The organism is Cellulomonas humilata (assembly GCF_030814415.1).
Classification (GTDB): domain Bacteria; phylum Actinomycetota; class Actinomycetes; order Actinomycetales; family Cellulomonadaceae; genus Cellulomonas; species Cellulomonas humilata_A.
This window is the reverse complement of the sequence record NZ_JAUSVB010000003.1, coordinates 54,574-72,556: the sequence shown is the minus strand read 5'-3', so window position 1 is coordinate 72,556 and position 17,983 is coordinate 54,574. Positions and strand designations below refer to the sequence as shown.

The following is a 17,983-nucleotide window of genomic DNA, read 5'->3' as shown; positions in this document are numbered from 1 at the left end:
ATCGGCCCCGCGCGGCGCAGCCCGCATCACGGCCCGCCTGTCAAGGTGCCGAACGACCCTGGCGGCGCGGCCGTGGCTGACTAGCGTCGTGGGAGCCGGACGACAACGAGATCGGCACCGACACCGGAGGAGATGCCGATGCCCCTGCTCGACGGCAAGACGATCCTGGTGACCGGGGTGCTCACGGAGGGCTCGATCGCCTTCCACGTGGCCCGGCTCGCCCAGGAGCAGGGTGCGCAGGTGGTCCTCACGTCGTTCGGCCGCCAGCAGCGGCTGACCGAGGCGATCGCCCGGCGGCTGCCCGACGTGGCGCCGGTGGTCACTCTCGACGTCACGTCCTCCGCGGACCTGGCGGCCCTGGCCGGGGCGGTCGGAGAGCACGCGGACCGTCTGGACGGCGTCGTCCACTCCATCGGCTTCGCCCCGCAGTCAGTCCTCGGCGGCGACTTCCTCGGCGGCCAGTGGTCCGACGTGTCGACCGCGCTGGAGGTCTCGGCGTACTCCCTGAAGGCCCTGGCGGTCGCGACGCAGCCGCTCATGCGCCGGGGCAGCTCGGTCGTCGGCCTGACGTTCGACGCGAGCGTGGCGTGGCCGGTCTACGACTGGATGGGCGTCGCCAAGGCCGCCCTCGAGTCGACCTCGCGCTACCTGGCCCGAGACCTGGGTCCCGAGGGGATCCGGGTCAACCTGGTCGCCGCGGGCCCGGTCCGGTCGACCGCGGCCAAGTCCATCCCCGGCTTCGAGACGATCGAGAGCGGGTGGGACCATCGCGCCCCGCTCGGATGGGACGTCCACGACGCCGGCCCGACCGCTCGCGCCGTCGTGGCGCTGCTCTCGGACTGGTTCCCCGCCACGACCGGCGAGCTCGTGCACGTCGACGGCGGGGTGCACGCGATGGGGCTGTAGGCCCCACCGGCCCGGCGCTACCGACGTCCCACCACCCTGGAGAGCTCGATGTCGACTTCCCTGCCCGTGCCGGCACTGCGACGAGCGCTCCCGCCGATCATCCAGGGTGGGATGGGGGTGGCCGTCTCGTCCTGGCGGTTGGCGTCGGCCGTCGCGAGGCGCGGACAGCTCGGCGTGGTGTCGGGGACCGCGCTGGACCTCGTGCTGGCGCGACGGCTCGAGGACGGGGACCTCGACGGCTCGGTCCGTCGCGCGATGGCGGCGTTCCCGGTACGGGCGATCGTCGAGCGCGTGCTCGCGCGGTACCTGCGGCCCGGCGGGCGGGCGCCGGGCGTGGCGTACACCCCGGTGCCGCGGCTCAGCATCCGACCGGGTCGAGCCGTCCAGGAGCTGACCGTGCTCGGCAACTTCGTCGAGGTGTGGCTGGCCAAGGCCGGCCACAGCGGCCCCGTCGGCATCAACTACCTGGAGAAGGTCCAGATGGCGCTGCCCGCCGCCGCGTACGGGGCGATGCTCGCGGGCGTCGACGCCGTGCTCGTCGGCGCCGGCATCCCGCGCCACCTGCCGCACCTGCTCGACGCCCTCGCGGCGCACCGCCCGACCCGGCTGCCCGTCGACGTGGCCGGCGACCCCGGCGGCGACCACGCCGTCACGATCGACCCGCCCGACCTGCTCGGTCCCGGTCTGCCGCCGCTGGAGCGGCCGATGTTCCTGGCGATCGTGTCCAGCGAGGTCCTCGCCGCCTACCTGACGCGCGACCCCGCGATCCGGCCCGACGGCTTCGTCGTCGAGGGGCCGCGGGCGGGAGGCCACAACGCGCCGCCGCGGGGACGGCCCGTGCGGGACGAGCGCGGCCAGCCGGTGTTCGGCGCCCGGGACCAGGCAGACATCGGCAAGGTCGCGGCCGTGGGTCTGCCGTTCTGGCTCGCCGGCTCGCTCGGCACCCCCGAGGCCGTCCGGGCTGCGGTGGCGACGGGCGCGACCGGGGTCCAGGTGGGGACGGTCTTCGCGCTGAGCGCCGACTCGGGGCTGACCCCGGAGCTGCGCGCGCGGCTCCTGGCCCGGCTGCGGGCAGGAACCCTCGAGGTCCTCACCGACGGCGACGCCTCACCGACCGGCTTCCCGTTCAAGGTCGCCCAGCTCGAGGGGTCACTCTCCGACCCGGCCGTGCGCGCCGCCCGGCCACGCCTGTGCGACCTGGGCTACCTGCGCTCGCCGTACCGCAAGGACGACGGCCGCGTGGGGTACCGCTGCCCGGCCGAGCCGGTCGAGATGTTCGTCCGCAAGGGCGGGTCTGCCGACGACGCCGCCGGCCGGGCGTGCCTGTGCAACGCGCTGTCGGCCGACGTCGGCCTCGGCCAGACCCGGCCCGACGGGCGCACCGAGGAGGCCCTGGTCACCCTGGGCGCCGACCTCAGCGGCGCCGGCCGGCTGGCCGAGCTGTACCCCGACGGCTGGTCCGCCGACCAGGTTGTCGACTGGCTCCTGTCCCGGGCTCCTGCGTAGCCGCGTCCATCCACGTGTGTGAGTGTGATCCCGTGCACCACGCGCTCCCCGCGCTCCGCGTCACGTCGCTCCGGCGTCGCGCACCCCGGTCCGGCGTCCGCCTGCCGGCGATCGCAGGCGGGCGGACGGAGCTCGGCTGGTTCCTCACCGCGGAGCAGCGCGGCAACGACGCGACGCGCCTCCGACCCTGGACCGAGGGCAACGCGGTGCGCCCGCTCGTGCACGGCTCCACGTACTTCGCCGCCCTCGCCGAGGCGCTCGCGCAGGTGGGCCGGGGCGACCTGGTGCTGTTCAGCGACTGGCGCGGCGACCCCGACCAGCGGCTCACCGACGGTGGTGCGACCGTCACCGAGGCGCTCTCGGCCGCCGTGCTGCGCGGCGCACTCGTCAAGGGTCTGATGTGGCGGTCGCACCTGGACCGGTTGCGGTTCTCGAACGAGGAGAACCGCAGCCTCGCCGAGCGGGTCAACGACGCGGGCGGCGAGGTGCTCCTCGACCAGCGCGTCCGCGCCGTCGGCAGCCACCACCAGAAGTTCGTGGTCATCCGCCACCCGTCGCGGCCCGCTGACGACGTCGCCCTGCTCGGTGGGATCGACCTGGCGCACGGTCGGCGGGACGACGCGGGGCACCGCGGCGACCCCCAGGCCGTCCCGTTCGCCCACCAGTACGGGCCGCGGCCCGCGTGGCACGACGTCCACGTCGAGATCCGCGGCCCGGCGGTCCGCGACGTCGAGGACGTGTTCCGGGAGCGGTGGGAGGACCCCGCCGCGCTCTCGCGGCTGCCGTGGCAGGCGGTGCCGGACGTGCTGCACCGGGAGGACCGGGAGCCCGGCCCGCTCCCCCCGCCGGCGCCCGATCCACCCCTGGCCGGCACCTGCGCGGTCCAGCTCCTGCGCACCTACCCGCAGCGCCGTCCCGGGTACCCGTTCGCGCCGGACGGCGAACGCAGCGCCGCCCGCGGGTACGCCAAGGCGCTGCGGCGAGCCCGGCGCCTCGTGTACATCGAGGACCAGTACCTGTGGTCGGCCGACGTCGCGCGGGTCTTCGCCGCCGCGCTGCGCCGCGAGCCCGGGCTCCACCTCGTCGCCGTCGTCCCCCGCCATCCGGACCAGGACGACCGGCTGAGCCTGCCGCCCGTGCGGCTCGGCCACGCGCAGGCCCTGCAGATCGTGCGCGCCGCGGGGGGCGACCGCGTGACGGTGCTCGACGTCGAGAACCACGACGGCGTCCCCGTCTACGTGCACGCGAAGGTCTGCGTGATCGACGACGTGTGGGCCACGGTGGGCAGCGACAACTTCAACCGCCGGTCCTGGACGCACGACTCCGAGCTCACCGCAGCGGTCCTCGACCGGCGACTGGACGGGCGCGAACCGCGGGACCCGGCGGGCCTGGGCGACGGAGCACGTGCCTTCGCGCGCGAGCTCCGGCTCGAGCTGTGGCGCGAGCACCTCGATCGCGACGACGACGCCGGGCTGATCGATCCCGCCGACGCCGTCGAGGCCCTCCGTTCGAGCGCGGCCGCCCTCGACGCGTGGCACGACGGCGGGCGCTCGGGCCCACGCCCGCCGGGCCGGCTGCGGACCCACGCGGTCGTGCGGATCCCGCTCTGGCAGCGGCTGCTCGCGACCCCGGCGTACCGCACGGTCGTGGACCCCGACGGGCGGCCGGCGTGGATGAAGGCGCGCAGTCAGCACTGAGGTGTCAGGGCACGTTCGCCCCGCCGTTGACGTTGATGACCTCGCCCACGACGAAGCTCGACTCCGGCGAGGCGAGGAACACGTAGGCCGGTGCCTGCTCGACCGGCTGGCTCGTCCGGCCGAGCCAGGACGACTCTCCGAACCCGTTGAGCTTCTCCGTCGGCTGCCCGTCGGACACCTGCAGCGGCGTCCACACCGGACCCGGTGCGACGGCGTTCACGCGGATGCCGCGGGGCGCGAGATCCGCGGCGAGCGCCTTGGTGAAGCCGATGATCCCGAACTTCGTCGACGCGTAGTTGATGATCATCGGCGACGGGTTGTACCCCTGGACCGACGTGCTGTTGATGATCGTCGAGCCCGGGCCCAGGTGCGGCAGAGCGTCGCGCGTGATCCAGAACATCGCGTACAGGTTCGTCTGGATCGTGCGGTCCAGGTCGGCCTCGTCCAGCTCGTCGAAGCTCTGGTGGTACACCTGGTGCGCCGCGTTGTTCACCAGGATGTCGAGCCCGCCGAGGCCCTCCACCGCGTCGGCGACCAGGGACCGGCAGAACTCGCGGTCCCGGATGTCACCGGGCAGGAGGACCACCGTGCGGCCCGCCGCGCGCACGTGCTCCGCGACGGCCTCCGCGTCGACCTGCTCCTCGGGCAGGTAGCTGAGCGCCACGTCCGCACCCTCGCGCGCGAACGCGATGGCCACCGCCGCGCCGATCCCGGAGTCACCGCCGGTGATGAGGGCCTTGCGGCCGGGCAGGCGACCGGTCCCCCGATAGCTGGTCTCGCCGTGGTCGGCCTTCGGGTCGAGCTCCGCGTCCAGGCCCGGCAGCGGCTGCCAGGAGGCGTGCGGCTTGATGTGCGAGTGCCGCTCGACGGGGTTGTCGAACGTGAGCTGATCGGGGGACATCTCATCTCCATCTCGCCGGTGAGTTCGATAACGATATCGGAGCGACGGGTTGCGGGCGTCGGCCCTGGTCAACGCGAACCTCGGGGCCTAGCCTCGGTCCGGGGGTGCTGCCATGACGGAGCTGCTCGAGCTCAACGGCATCGACGTCTCGACGGGCACGTACGCCACGTCGCCCGTGTCCCTGAGCGCCCTCGCGGCCGCGCTCCGGGACAACGGTGCGGCGCCCCCGGACGCCCGCGACCTGCGCCGCCGCCACCGCGCCTCCGAGGCCCACTTCGGGTTGGCCTACGGCTATCGCGCGGACGACCTGGCCTCGGCGGGCTGGGGGATGGTGGTCGCCGAGACCATCTCGATGGAGATCATGGACGCGCTCGCACCGCTGCTGCAGCTCCGGAAGGACGAGGCGGGCGAGGTCTTCCAGGTGCTGGCCGTGCGCGCCGGCGAGTCGAAGAACGACTTCCTCGCGCGCCACGGGACGGGGCCGTCGGTGGTCGATCCGCACGTGGTGCCCTACTACCTGCTCCTGGTCGGCGGCCCCGAGCAGATCCCGTTCGAGTTCCAGTACCAGCTCGGCGTCTCGTACGCGGTCGGGCGGCTGGACCTGCCGGACCCGACGGCCTACGCGGCCTACGCCGCGTCCGTGGTCGCGGCCGAGCGCGACGACGCCGCGCGCCGCGCAGAGACCTCCGCGCGACGAAGCCTGCAGCTGTTCGCCACGCGCCATCCGGACGACACCCCCACGGCGCTGAGCTCGTCCCGGCTGGTCGAGCCGCTCGGCAACCAGCTCGGTGCGCACACCGGCGTGTGGGACACGTCGTCGGACGTCGGCGCGGGCGCGACCAAGTCGCGCCTCCTCGACCTGCTCGTCGGCCCGGACGGCCCCGACGTGCTGTTCACGGCGGGGCACGGCCTGTCCGCGGCGCCAGGCACGCCACCGGAGGTCGTCGGCGCCCTGCTCTGCCAGGACTGGCCGGGGCCGCTCGCGGCGTCGGGTCCCGTCGACGCGGAGCACTACGTGGCGGCGGACGACCTCGGGGATGCCGCCGTGCGTCCCCGGGTCGTGTTCACGTTCGCGTGCTTCGGGGCGGGCACCCCACGCCGGTCGGACTACCCGGGCGGCACGGGTTCGCTGGTCGAGCTCGCCGACCGGGCGTTCACGTCCCGGCTGCCTCAGCGGATGCTGAGCCAGCCTGCCGGAGGTGCCCTCGCCTTCGTCGGGCACGTCGACCGGGCCTGGAGCTGCTCGTTCCTGTGGAAGCGGATGGCGACGCAGATCACGCCGTTCCGCAGCACGCTCCTCGCGCTCATGAACGGTGAGCGGCTCGGCTTCGCGATGGAAGCCATGACAGCCCGGTACGCCGAGCTGGCCACGGAGGTGACGGACCGGCTCCAGACCGAGCGCACGTACGGCACGGCGGTCGACGCGACGGAGCTCGTCGGCCTGTGGACCGCCCTGCACGACTCGCGGGGCTACGTCGTCCTCGGCGACCCGGCAGTCCGGGTCGCCCCCGCGGGCTCCGCAGGCCTCGGCCCCGGGACCTGAACAGTGGCGCCGGCCGTCAGCAGACGTCGTGGGAGAACTGGGCGCACTCCTTGGCGGTGAGCTCGCGCGTGACCTTGTCCTCGACGACGCGCAGCAGCTCGGCGTCGTCGAGCGGGAGCTCGATCTCCGAGCCGCCGGCCGTGACCGCGATCACCGCCCCGCCGTCCGGGGTGAGGCTCGCGCCCACGAGGTGGGCCTCGACCGGCACGGAACGCACCTCGGTCCCCGTGTCGCCCTCGGCCACCCAGACGCGACCGTCGGCGCTCGTCGTCACGATGCGGTCGGCGGCGAAGGTCAGGGTGCTGACCTTCCGCTGGTGCGGACCCTCCTCCCACACCTGATCCCCCGAGGCGGCGTCGAAGGCAATGACGGCGCCCAGGCTGGTGCCGAGGACCACAGTGTCGGTGTCGGCACTGAATGCTGCAGCAGTGATGACCTCGCGCCACGAGCGACCCTCAGCGAGGGCGAGCTCGAGGGACGTCCCCTCCTCGACGTCCACCAGCAACGCCACCGGCGCACCTCGCCACACGGCGTCCGCGGTCAGCGCGACCAGCGCGCGTGCACCGTCAGCCGACAGCTCGACGAACTCCGGTTCGTACCCGTCGCTGAGCTCGAGCAGTCGGACCGACGTGCCGTCGAGGGCGTCCCACAGCTCGACCTGCCCGGCGTCGTCGATGGTCGCGACGACCGGCCCGCCGATGCTCGCGCTGCGGAACCGCTCGGCACCGCTGTCGACCAGGACGGCGTCGCCACCGACGTCGAGGTCCATGGCCGTGGCGCGACCGGACCGAGCGACCGTGACGCCCCGGTGGCTGGCCGTGTCCGCGTCGAAGGCGACGACCTGGTCGCGCTCGGCCGCGGGCGCTCCCGCATCCGGCACCGCCGAAGAGATCTTGGGGAGGAACGCCGAGCGGTCGACGGCTGCCGCCAACGGAGGTGCCGCGCGGTCGAGGGCTGACGCCAACGGGGGCGCCGAGGGGTCGACCGACGCCGACGGGGGCACCGGCCGCTCCGCGCGTGGCGCCGCGTCGGTCGACGGTTCGGGCGCCGTCGGAACGCTTCCGGGCGTGGTGCGCACGCGCCCGTCGGCCCAGACGGTGTACGTCACGCCTGCGTCGATCGCGACGGCCGCCGGCGCGGCAGTCAGCTCCGTTCGCCAGATCGAGGCCGCACCCTGGTCCGGCAGCACGATGATCTGTCCCTCGTCGGCCGGGTCGACGACGGCGGCCAGCACAGCGGCCCCCGGGACGTTCGCGACGGCGATGATCTCGCCCGTCGTCGCGTCCGACACCGACACCCGCCCGTCCGCGAGGACGTCGACGCGACGCGTCAGATCGACGCTGGGATACGTCGCGCCCCCGACCACGGACTCAGGTGGTACGGACTGCGAGGTCTGCGCAAGAGTGTCGAGGTTCCAGACGGTCATGGTCCCGTCGTAGCTGATGGTCGCGACCGACCTGCTGTCCGGGCCGAAGGAGACGGCGCCGCCCGAGCCGTGGGGGATCGTCCCCGCCGCCGCGCCGGTCGGCAGGTCCCAGAGGGACGTCACCAGGTCGCCGGCCCCCGCGAGGAGAGTGCCGTCGGGGCTGAAGTCCGCGTACCAGATCCCGGTCGTGGTCGGCTCCAGCGGCAGCTCGACGCCGTGACGGTCGTGCAGCCTCAGCACGCCGGTGACGTCGGTGGTGGCCACCGCGCTCCCGTCCGGCGCGAGCGCGAGCCGGAAGACGTCCTCGTCGCCGGCCGGCCACACCTCGGACGCCCCGGTCGCGACGTCCCAGACGACGACCGACCTGTCGTCCAGCGCGGCCGCTGCCGTGCTCTGGTCCCGGCTCAGGTCGAGGCCCCCCAGGACGAAGGTCTCCTCCGGCAGCTCGAGCGCCATGTCCGGGGTCACTGTGCCGGCCCCGTCGGGATCGCGGGTCCACAGCGTCACCCCGTCGAGCGTGGCCACCACGATCATGCGACCGTCCTCGGCGACGTCGAACGACAGGACGACATCTTCCTGCTCGCCCATCACGGCGGTCACGCCGGACGCGCTGGCGGAGCGATAGAGGACGTCGCGCGCCACGTCGTCGATGTCGCCCACGTCGAGCTCGCCGGCGACTTCCGCCGTGAGGCCCACCCCCGCCTCCTGGTTCCACTGCAGCGCGTTGGACGCAGCGAGCAGGAGCCGATGCCGTGCGCTCTCCTGCTGCGCCGACACCTGGTTGACGAAGGCGGCGCCGGCCATCACCCCGACGATCGCCAGGGCGACGACGAGAGCCGCGAGCACCCTCGTCGTCCGCCGCTCGCGCCGCCGCCGTGCGTCCAGCGCGCGGGACGCCGTCAGGAACTCGGCCTCCCGAGGAGCGAGCGGCACACGGCGTCCGGCCAGGTACGCCTCGGCCTGCGCGAGCGCCGGCCCGGTGAACAGCAGGTGCTCCGGCTGGCTCTCGGCAGCCCACTGCTGCGCCCCTCGCTCGAAGGGGGTCGTGTGGGCATGGCGCCACGCGGCGTTGCTGCCACGGATCGGTGCGACGAACCGGTCGTGCGTCAGCTCGTACCAGGTCGCCTGGCGGCGGTGCTCGGCGCGGACGAGGTGCGCGTCGATGAGCCGGGTCAGCAGAGCGGCGTCAGCGGGTCCCGAACGCAGCGGGCCGGCGAAGTCCTGCCCGCGCAGACCCTGCGGCGTGATGAGCCGCTCCTCGAACCAGTCACGGACCAGCCCGCTGGGCACACCCACCGACCAGGCGGCCCATTCGACGTGCATGTCGTAGTACACCGAAAGGGCGTGCTCCACACCGCCCTGGGCGATGCCGTCCGTCTCGTCGATGCGCGTCGCCCCCGGCTGCAGACGGGACCAGAGGCTGGTGCAGGCGACCTGCAGCTGGACCGGCTCGACGTACTGGCCGAGCACATCCGCAGGACCGTCCGGCCGCTGGGCCCGTACCCGGCGCAGGTCGTCGACGAGCTGCTGCGCCGCATCCCGCTCGAAGGTCACGCCCGCGTGCCGTGCCGGTTCGATGACGGCCTCGAGCGCCTGCTCGGCCGTCAGCAGGTCCAGCCGGTACCGCGTGGCCAGGCGCGTCGGGATGTGCCGCACGTAGGGGTCGAGCGCGGCGAGGAAGTCCTCGCGCATCGCGAACACTGCCCATCGCGTCCGGTCCCGCAGTGCCGCTCCGAGCTCGACGAAGAACTCCCGGCGACCGGCCTCGTCCGTCGGGTCCGCGGTCAGGATGTCCTCGAACTGGTCGAAGACCAGCACCTCGTTGCCCGGCACACCGTCCATGTCCGGTCGCGCCCGGAGGTACTCGTCCAGCGTCATGGTGGCGAGCAGCTCCGCGGGCAGCTGGTGGTCGGGTGGCACTCCCTCCTCCAGCGAGAGCAGCGCGCTCAGCACGTACCGGTTGCGCACCGGCACGCCGCCGAGGTCCAGCGGGGGCACGTGGCCGACCTTGACCACGGGCAGCACCTCGAGCCGCACCTCCTCCAGCGCGGTGAAGAGCGCAGCGTTCAGCAGCGACGACTTGCCGGCGCCGGACGGCGAGTACACCAGGACGATCCGCTCGGAGACGACGAGGTCGCGCAGGTCGTTGCACTCGGCGGTGCGGCCGTACAGGGGGTCGCCCCTGCGGAACGACCGCGGCCCCACGTAGGGGTTGTCGGTCCGCAGGCCCACGGTGTCGGTGGTCATCGCGCGACCCACCCGTGCAGCTCCTTGAGGAACGCGTCCGAGCTCCCCCAGTACAGGCTGATGTCGGTCTTGAGCATGTACCGCTCCAGGTAGGCCCTCGCGCGTGCCGCGTCGATCGTGCTGCCCTCCTCCGGGTCGATCTGCACAGCGACGTGACTGAACCCCTTGCGGAGGTTGGCCCCCTCGGTCTTCATCAGACCGCTGAACAGGACACGGAAGTCCCACTCGTCGATGCGGAACCCGACGAACATCAGCGCCGAGGCGGAGAGTGCGGCGCGGACCGACTTGGGGACCACCTCGCGGTCACGTGTCACCCCGGTGAGGAAGTCGAAGTAGTCGTCCTCGGTCAGGACGAGCGACGACGGGAGCTCGAGTAGCCCGAGCAGGTGGTAGACGAGCGGACGCTGCACAGTCGGCTTGTAGCCCGGCTCGCGGTCGAAGACCGACTCGGGCCAGTCCGTCTCCTCGTTCCAGCGGCACAGGACGACCTCCGGCTCGCGTCCCACGGCCTCGAGGGCGTTCGCGAGCAGCCGGGACGGCTGGGTCGTGAGGTAGATCGGCAGCGGCAGGTCGGCCAGGACCGAGTACGGCTCGACGGCCCCGCGGGCGTGCAGCGCGGTCCAGCCCGCGGCGAGCACGTCCTCGATCGGCGCGGTGGGCTCCAGCGCCTCGGGCGGCAGCTCCCCCTCGAACCTCGTGTGCAGCGCACCGCGCAGCTGGCTGTCGAGCTCGAGCCCGAGGAGCGGGCGGCTGTGCGCGACCGACAGCCACTGCGCGACCTGCGGGAGGCTCTCCCGGTTGTGCGGAGCCATCGGGTACCGGTACCGCGTGGCCCACGCGCGCGCGATCTCCTGCCGCGTCCCGAGCAGGGCGTCGCTGATCGCCGGCCCGATGATCGGTGTGCAGAATCCCGCCTTGATCATCGTGATCAGATCCGGCCAGATGTCGGGGCCGGCGTCGCCGCCTGCGCTGCCTGAGGCGTACCAGAGCCGTCCGCTCTTGAGCCGCATGAACAGCGTGGGGGCCCACCAGTCGGGTCGTCCGCGAACCGCTCCGCGGGCCACCGCCGTCGCGCGGTCGACCAGGCCGTCGTCGTTCAGGGCGCGGAAGAACGCGGTGGCGAACTCGCCCGCGGTCGTCATCGTGATGTTGCCCTGCATGGCGATCACGGCGGGGACACCCGACGCGGCCAGGCGGGGGCCGAGCGCGCACAGCACCCCGGCGTCCTCGCTGTGCCGCTCGTCGCCCGCGCCGGCGGTCTGGCAGGACGCCAGGTAGACGAGCCGGGGCAGCCGGGTCAGCTCACGGATCCGGTCGGCGAGCTCGCTGCCCAGGATCGTCCTCGGCTGCCCGTCCTCGCCCTCGAGCACCAGCACGGGTTCCTCGTGGTGCAGGTAGCCGTGGCAGACGAGGTAGAGCACGTCGTACCCGGAGCGCAGCTTGTCGACGATCTGGTCGATCGTCGGTCTCCCGGTGGCGCTGGGCAGCGCGTCGATCCGGTAGCCCACCAGCCCGTCGCGTGCGCGGCGCAGCTCGTCCTCGGCGTCGAACGGCTCGAGGACGCGCCCGTCGGTGAGGCGGAGCTGCCCGGACGGCGCGGCCACGACCACCAGGGCGCTCAGGCTCTCGCGCGGACCGAGCGTGACCGATCGCCAGTCGAGGCTGCCGAGGTAGCGCGAGAACAGCACGTTCTCGCTCGTCGTGAGGGTCGAGCCGTCCCGCGGGTCGCGGATCGTCTCCCACCGCAGCTCGTGCAGCGCCGCCGCGCTGGAGTCCATGACGAGCCGGACCCGCAGCCGGACGCCCTCGCTCTGCGACGTCGCGACAGCCATCCGGAACGCCGTCCCGAAGCCACCACCGAAGAGGCACTCGCCGAGCGCGCGACCGTACTCGTCGTCGTCCAGGTCCTGCAGCGCGTCGGGATCGATGTGGGCCACGAGCGGTCCGTCGGCGTCGAGCCGGACATCGGTGTCCGACTTGGGCCGGGCGAAGCGCGGCTGGATGACGTAGGTGACCGAGTCCCGGCGCAGCAGTGTGATCTCCAGGTCGGCGTAGTCACTCATGCCACACCCCGTCCCGCACGCGCGGCACCGCGCGGCGATCCTCCGGCCGGAGACGACGAGCCCCCGTCCCTAGTGAGGATCACCGCGCACCGGGCCTGATACAGGCAGGTCCGCGCACGACGCCCTCACCTGCATAGTCCTCCCGCGGGATCGCTGCGGATAGGGCCGCCCGTCTACTCCAGGATCGGCGCCAGGGCGTTGATCAGGACCGTCGCGGGACCGGTGGTCCCGGCGGCGCCGCTGGCTGGGTCTCTAGGCTCCAGGCATGGCCACAGTCCTCCTCGTCCGGCACGGTCGGAGCACGGCGAACGTCGCGGGCATCCTGAGCGGGCGGGCGCCCGGAGTGGACCTCGACGACGTCGGGCAGGGCCAGGCGATGCGCACGGCGGAACGCATCGGCATCGTGCCGCTGGTGGCCGTGATCTCCAGTCCTCTGGAGCGGTGCAGGCAGACGGCGCAGATCATCGCGGAGCACCAGCCGGGCGCCGATCCGGTGCGGCTCGAGCCCGACCTCACCGAGTGCGACTACGGGCAGTGGCAGGGGCGGCCGCTTCGTGACCTGGCCAAGGAGCCGTTGTGGTCGGCCGTGCAGACCCAGCCGTCCGTGGCCGTGTTCCCCGGCGGCGAGTCGATGGCGGCCATGCAGGCCCGGTCGGTCGCGGCGGTCCGCCGGCACGACGCGGCGCTGGAGGAGGAGCACGGCGCCGGCGCGGTGTGGGTGGCCGTCACGCACGGCGACATCATCAAGTCCGTCCTCGCCGACGCCCTCGGCATGCACCTCGACCTCTTCCAGCGCATCACCGTCAACCCCGGATCGGTGTCGATCGTCCGGTACGGGACCAGTCGACCCGAGGTGGTGGCCACCAACACGGACTCGGGCGATCTCTCGTGGCTGCGCGCCGCCGGTCCGGTCGGCGACGCGCAGGTGGGTGGCGGCGCCGGGCCGGGAACGGCTCCGCCCTCCTAAAATGGTCGGCATGCCGGATCTTGTCCACCAGTTCGACTGGCCCGATCGCGTCGTCGTCGGCACGGTCGGTCACCCGGGTTCCCGCACCTTCTACCTGCAGGTGCGCGACGGCGCTCGGAGCGCGAGCGTCGCGCTGGAGAAGGAGCAGTCCGCCGTGCTCGCCGAGAAGATCGACGAGATCCTCGACGCACTGATGGCCGACGAAGGGAACCGCTTCAGCGTCCCCGCCGCCACTCCCGCCGAGCTCGTCGACAACGAGCCGCTCGACCAGCCCGTCGAGGAGGAGTTCCGCACCGGCCTGCTGCGCCTGGCCTGGGATCCGTCGAATGCGCAGATCGTCGTCGAGGCGTTCCCGTTGGACGAGACCGAGGACGAGGACGCCGAGCCGAACGAGATGCTCCTGGTCCGGATGCCCGTGGGCACCGCGCGGGCGTTCGTCGAGCGCACCCGCCAGGTCGTCCGGTCCGGCCGGCCGCTGTGCCCGAGGTGCGGCGAGCCTGTCGACGACGACGGCCACGTGTGCGACGCACCCAAACCGTGACGCCCGATCTCGTCGGCGGTGAGCTCGAGCTCGTCGGACGCATCACGGTCGCCTCGAACGCGACGTTCCTCGCGACGATCGGCGGGACCAGCGTCGTCTACAAGCCCGTCGCCGGCGAGCGGCCCCTGTGGGACTTCCCCGACGAGACGCTGGCGAACCGGGAGGCCGCGGCCTACCTGGTCTCCGAGGCGTTCGGGTGGGACATCGTGCCGGAGACGCTCCTGCGCGACGGCCCGCTGGGACCGGGCATGGTGCAGCTCTGGCAGCAGCCGGATGCCGCGCAGGACCCGGTCGATGTCGTCCCCGCCCACGCCGTGCCACCGGACGGCTGGCGCTCGGTCTTCGACGGCATCGACGACCGCGGCCAGCCGCTGACCCTGATCCACGAGGACTCCCCCGCGCTGCGCCGGATGGCAGTCTTCGACGTCGTCGTCAACAACGCCGACCGCAAGGGCGGGCACGTCCTCCCCGTGGCCGACGGTCACCGCTACGGCGTCGACCACGGGGTCTCGTTCCACGTCGAGCACAAGCTGCGCACGGTTCTGTGGGGCTGGCGGGGCGAGCCGCTGGACGCTGCCGAGGTCGCGGGAGTCGAACAGGTACGCGCCGGACTGGATCGCGAGCTCGGTCAGCGCCTGTCTTCGCTGCTCAGCACCGCAGAGGTGGAGGCGCTGGCCGAGCGCTGCGACCGGCTGCTCCGGACCAGCACGTTCCCCGGCCCGTCGGGCGACATGCCGGCGTTCCCCTGGCCGTTCTTCTGAGCTCTACCAGTCCTCGTCGCGACCCCACCCGCCGAAAGCGCCGTTGCGGCGCGAGCTCAGGTAGGACCCGATGACCGCGGCGCCCAGGTCGTCCGTCTCGGGCGTGACGACGGTGCCGCCCGCCCGCTTGGCCATGGCGTCGACGAAGCGCGCGAGACCCGGGTCGTCGCCCAGGCGGAAGAACGTCGTGCGGGCGCCCAGACGCGTCGAGCCGTCGAGCTCGCGCACCGCGAGCGCGATCGTGATCGGGTTCGGCGGGTAGTCGAAGAAGACCTCGCCGTCGGACTCGAGGTGGGACGTCGGCTCGCCGTCGGTGACGATGAGGAGCACGGGCTGGGCGTTCGGGTGCTTGCGGAAGTGGCGGTTGGCGAGCAGGAGGGCGTGGTGCAGGTTGGTGCCCTTCTCCCACTTCTCGTCGAGCCCGACGAGCTGCTCGATCTGCATGACCTTCGCGGCGCGCCCGAACCCGATGAGCTGCAGGTCGTCCCCGCGGAACCGGCTGGTGACCAGGGTGTGGAGCGCCAGCGCGGTGCGCTTCATCGGCACCCAGCGCCCCTCCATCGCCATCGAGAACGACGTGTCGACGAGCAGCGCGACGCATGCCTGGGTGCGCGCCTCGGTCTCCTGGATCTCGACGTCGTCGACCTGGATCGTGCGCGACCCGCGGACCAGCGCGTTGGTGATGGTCCTGCTCACGTCCCACGGCTCGGTGTCGCCGAACACCCACGGGCGGGTGGACCCCGACGGCTCGCCCGCGGCGCCGGATCGGCGGATGTCGTGGCCGCCGGTCCGGCCGGACATCGTGTCCGCGACGTCTTTGAGAACCGCCGTGCCCAGCTGCCGCATGGCCTTCGGCGTCAACGCGAGCTGGCCGTCCGAGCCGCGCCGGATCGTGCCGTTCTCCTTGAGGCCCTTCTCGAGCTGCTGCAGGGTGCGGGCATCGACGGCCGCGTCGCGTCCGAGCTGGCGGGACAGCTTCTCGAGATCGAGGTCGTCCAGCTGGGAGCCCTCGTAGGACTGCGCGAGCTGTTCCGCGAGCGCGTCGAGGTCGGCGAGATCCTGGAACACCCCCGTGCCGTCGCCGAGCCCGAGCCCGTTCTGGCCGTCCATTGTTTCTGACCCACCCCAGTTCTCGCCGGGTCGCAGCGATCGCAGGCTGTCGTCCAGCTGCCTGAGCTCGTTCACGAGGTCCGACGAGCCGAACGCCTGCTGCGCGAGCGCGTCGAGGTCGTTGCGCTGCTCCTGCGTCATCGAGTTCCGCATCCGCTGCGCCGCGGCCGCCCGTGCTGCGAGCGCGTCCAGGAGCTCGTCGAGCGTCCGCGGCTGCTCGGGGAAGTAGTCCCCGTACTTGGCCATGAAGTCGTCGAACTGCTCCTGGGTGTCCTGGCCACGCTTCCGCGCGTCGAGCAGCCCGTTGAGGTCGGCGAGCATCTCGTTCAGCGCGGCCCGGTCGTCGTCGGTCGCGTTCTCGAGCGCCTCCTTGATCCCGGCGAAGCGCTGCTCGAGGACCTCCCGGCCCAGGAGGTCCTTGATCTTGTCGAACTCGGCGCGCGCCTCGTTGCTGCGCCAGTCGTAGCCGTTGAGCTCGTTGACAGCGGCAGCCGGCGACGACGGCAGGTTGTCGAGCTGCAGCTGAGCCAAGGCGCGGTCGCCCTCGTCCATGTCGACGTCGCGCGCCAGCTGCTTGCGCTCGGCCAGGACTGCCCGGTCGAGGAGCTCCTTGACCTGCTGGAGGGTGCCGTCGAGGTTGTTCCTGCTGGTCAGCTCCTTGCGCTTCTCGGCTACGCGCCGCGCCAGCTCGTCCAGACCGGCCTGGTCTCGTCCCCCGCGCCGCAGGAACTCGCGCATGGCGCGCTCGGGCGAGTAGCCCGCCATGACGTCCCCGCCGATCGCGTCCAGCGCCTCCGCCAGGTCGACCGGCGGCGCGAGCGGATCCGGCCCGTCGACGTACGGGGTGTACCTCTTCAAGCGCCGGTTCGGCCTAGCCATAGATCGTCTCGCCGCCCCCGGACTCCTTGCTGATCCGTCGGGACAGGTACAGACCCTCCAGCGCGAGCTCGATCGCGGCCGCCCGCTCGCCGTCGTTCGTGGCGTTGAGACGGTTGGCGATGTCGTCGTACAGCTCGGACTCACCGAGCGGCGGGAGACCTTCCAGCACGTCGCGCGCCGTGACATGCTCGCCGGTCGTCACCATGGCGCCGCCCTGGATCGCCTCCACCAGGAGTCTGAAGTCGATCCCCGTGAGGTGCGCACGGACGGTCTCCGCGGTGGCGAGACGGAGCAGGTGGTCGAGGATCTCGTCCTCGCGCCCCTCCTCCCCCGACTCGAACTCGATCTTGCCCGCGAGCACGTCGACGGCCGTCTCCAGGTCGACCGGCCGGGCCACCGCTTCGTGCTCGCCCTGCCGTGCGGCCCGGTGCAGAGCGGAGGCGGCGACGGTCTCCGCGCCCGCGATGGCGAACCGCGCACTCACCCCGCTGCGCTGGTCGACCGAGCTCGACTCCCGCAGCGCCGTAGTGAAGCGGGCCAGGATCTCGATGAGGTGGTCCGGCACGACCGCGTGGAGGAGTGCCTCCTGGCGGATGACCGCGACCTCGTCTTTGAGTTCGGTCGGGTAGTGCGTCCGAATCTCCGCCCCGAAGCGGTCCTTGAGCGGCGTGATGATCCGCCCGCGGTTGGTGTAGTCCTCCGGGTTCGCGGTGGCCACCACGAGCACGTCCAGCGGCAGCCGCAGCACGTAACCGCGGATCTGGATGTCCCGCTCCTCCATCACGTTCAGCATCGCCACCTGGATGCGCTCCGCGAGGTCGGGGAGCTCGTTGATCGCGACGATGCCCCGGTGCCCGCGCGGGACCAGGCCGAAGTGGATCGTCTCCGGGTCCCCCAGCGCGCGCCCTTCGGCGACCTTCATGGGGTCCACATCGCCGATGAGGTCCGCGACGCTCGTGTCCGGGGTCGCGAGCTTCTCGACGTACCGCTCGTCGCGGTGGCGCCAGGTGATCGGGAGATCGTCACCCTCGTCTGCTGCCCGCCTCTTGCTGGCCACCGTGATCGGCTCGAACGGGTGCTCGCCGATCTCCGACCCGTCGATGACCGGCGACCACTCGTCGAGCAGGCCTTGGAGAGTGCGCAGAAGTCGCGTCTTGCCCTGTCCGCGCTCGCCGAGCAGCACGATGTCGTGGCCGGCGATCAGTGCGCGCTCGAGCTGCGGGATGACGGTGTCGTCGAAGCCGTGGATGCCCGGCCAGGGGTCGCGACCCTCTCGGAGTGCCGCGAGGAGATTGGCGCGGATCTCTTCCCGCACCGACGTGTGCACATGCCCCGACGCACGGAGCTCGCCGACAGTTGCCGCTGTGGGACGCATCATTCGGCCGAGCGTACGTCCGGCTTCGCCGGATGCATCCCGAGTTCGCCGACGGGTGAAC

At 72.6% G+C, this 17,983-nt stretch carries 12 protein-coding genes; 7 read left to right on the top strand and 5 right to left on the bottom strand.

The window, feature by feature from the left end; all coding sequences use genetic code 11:
* The first annotated feature begins 138 nt into the window (after window positions 1-138).
* The 3 genes from fabI to J2X26_RS11345 are packed head-to-tail and all read left to right on the top strand — an operon-like array spanning window position 139 to window position 4,109.
* Window positions 139-906 (top strand): enoyl-ACP reductase FabI, encoded by a 768-nt coding sequence (gene fabI / locus J2X26_RS11355; protein ID WP_307492345.1) that lies wholly within the window; start codon window positions 139-141, stop codon window positions 904-906.
* Window positions 907-954: 48 nt separating this feature from the next.
* Window positions 955-2,412, top strand: coding sequence for a nitronate monooxygenase (locus J2X26_RS11350; protein ID WP_307492344.1), 1,458 nt, complete (start codon window positions 955-957; stop codon window positions 2,410-2,412).
* Between the two features lie 32 nt (window positions 2,413-2,444).
* Window positions 2,445-4,109, top strand: coding sequence for a phospholipase D family protein (locus J2X26_RS11345; protein WP_307492342.1), 1,665 nt, complete (start codon window positions 2,445-2,447; stop codon window positions 4,107-4,109).
* A 4-nt stretch (window positions 4,110-4,113) separates the two neighbouring features.
* Here the strand turns inward: J2X26_RS11345 and J2X26_RS11340 are convergent, their stop codons facing one another.
* Window positions 4,114-5,010: an SDR family oxidoreductase gene (locus J2X26_RS11340; RefSeq protein WP_307492340.1), complete on the bottom strand. Its 897-nt coding sequence runs from the start codon at window positions 5,008-5,010 to the stop codon at window positions 4,114-4,116.
* A gap of 112 nt (window positions 5,011-5,122) precedes the next feature.
* On the opposite strand from J2X26_RS11340, the gene J2X26_RS11335 reads away from it, so the two are divergent.
* A complete protein-coding gene (locus J2X26_RS11335; RefSeq protein ID WP_307492338.1) occupies window positions 5,123-6,553 on the top strand; it encodes a hypothetical protein in 1,431 nt (476 codons plus the stop codon).
* A 16-nt stretch (window positions 6,554-6,569) separates the two neighbouring features.
* Here the strand turns inward: J2X26_RS11335 and J2X26_RS11330 are convergent, their stop codons facing one another.
* Complete coding sequence (locus J2X26_RS11330; RefSeq protein WP_307492336.1) at window positions 6,570-10,226, bottom strand: NACHT and WD repeat domain-containing protein; 3,657 nt, start codon at window positions 10,224-10,226, stop codon at window positions 6,570-6,572.
* Window positions 10,223-12,289, bottom strand: coding sequence for a CHAT domain-containing protein (locus J2X26_RS11325; protein ID WP_307492335.1), 2,067 nt, complete (start codon window positions 12,287-12,289; stop codon window positions 10,223-10,225). Before J2X26_RS11325 ends, J2X26_RS11330 begins: the two co-directional genes overlap by 4 nt.
* 265 nt (window positions 12,290-12,554) lie before the next feature.
* On the opposite strand from J2X26_RS11325, the gene J2X26_RS11320 reads away from it, so the two are divergent.
* Genes J2X26_RS11320 through J2X26_RS11310 form a run of 3 tightly spaced genes read left to right on the top strand, consistent with a single transcriptional unit; the run spans window position 12,555 to window position 14,558 of the window.
* Window positions 12,555-13,256, top strand: a complete 702-nt coding sequence (locus tag J2X26_RS11320) for a histidine phosphatase family protein (RefSeq protein WP_307492333.1) — start codon at window positions 12,555-12,557, stop codon at window positions 13,254-13,256.
* Window positions 13,257-13,266: 10 nt separating this feature from the next.
* A complete protein-coding gene (locus J2X26_RS11315; RefSeq protein WP_307492331.1) occupies window positions 13,267-13,797 on the top strand; it encodes a DUF3090 domain-containing protein in 531 nt (176 codons plus the stop codon).
* The gene (locus tag J2X26_RS11310) at window positions 13,794-14,558 is read left to right on the top strand and encodes an SCO1664 family protein (protein WP_307492329.1); all 765 of its coding nucleotides are present in this window, start codon (window positions 13,794-13,796) and stop codon (window positions 14,556-14,558) included. Before J2X26_RS11315 ends, J2X26_RS11310 begins: the two co-directional genes overlap by 4 nt.
* A 3-nt stretch (window positions 14,559-14,561) precedes the next feature.
* Here the strand turns inward: J2X26_RS11310 and J2X26_RS11305 are convergent, their stop codons facing one another.
* Entirely contained in the window at window positions 14,562-16,547 is a 1,986-nt protein-coding gene (locus J2X26_RS11305; protein WP_307492327.1) for a vWA domain-containing protein, read from the bottom strand.
* Window positions 16,540-17,925, bottom strand: coding sequence for an ATP-binding protein (locus J2X26_RS11300; protein ID WP_307492326.1), 1,386 nt, complete (start codon window positions 17,923-17,925; stop codon window positions 16,540-16,542). Before J2X26_RS11300 ends, J2X26_RS11305 begins: the two co-directional genes overlap by 8 nt.
* Window positions 17,926-17,983: the final 58 nt, after the last annotated feature.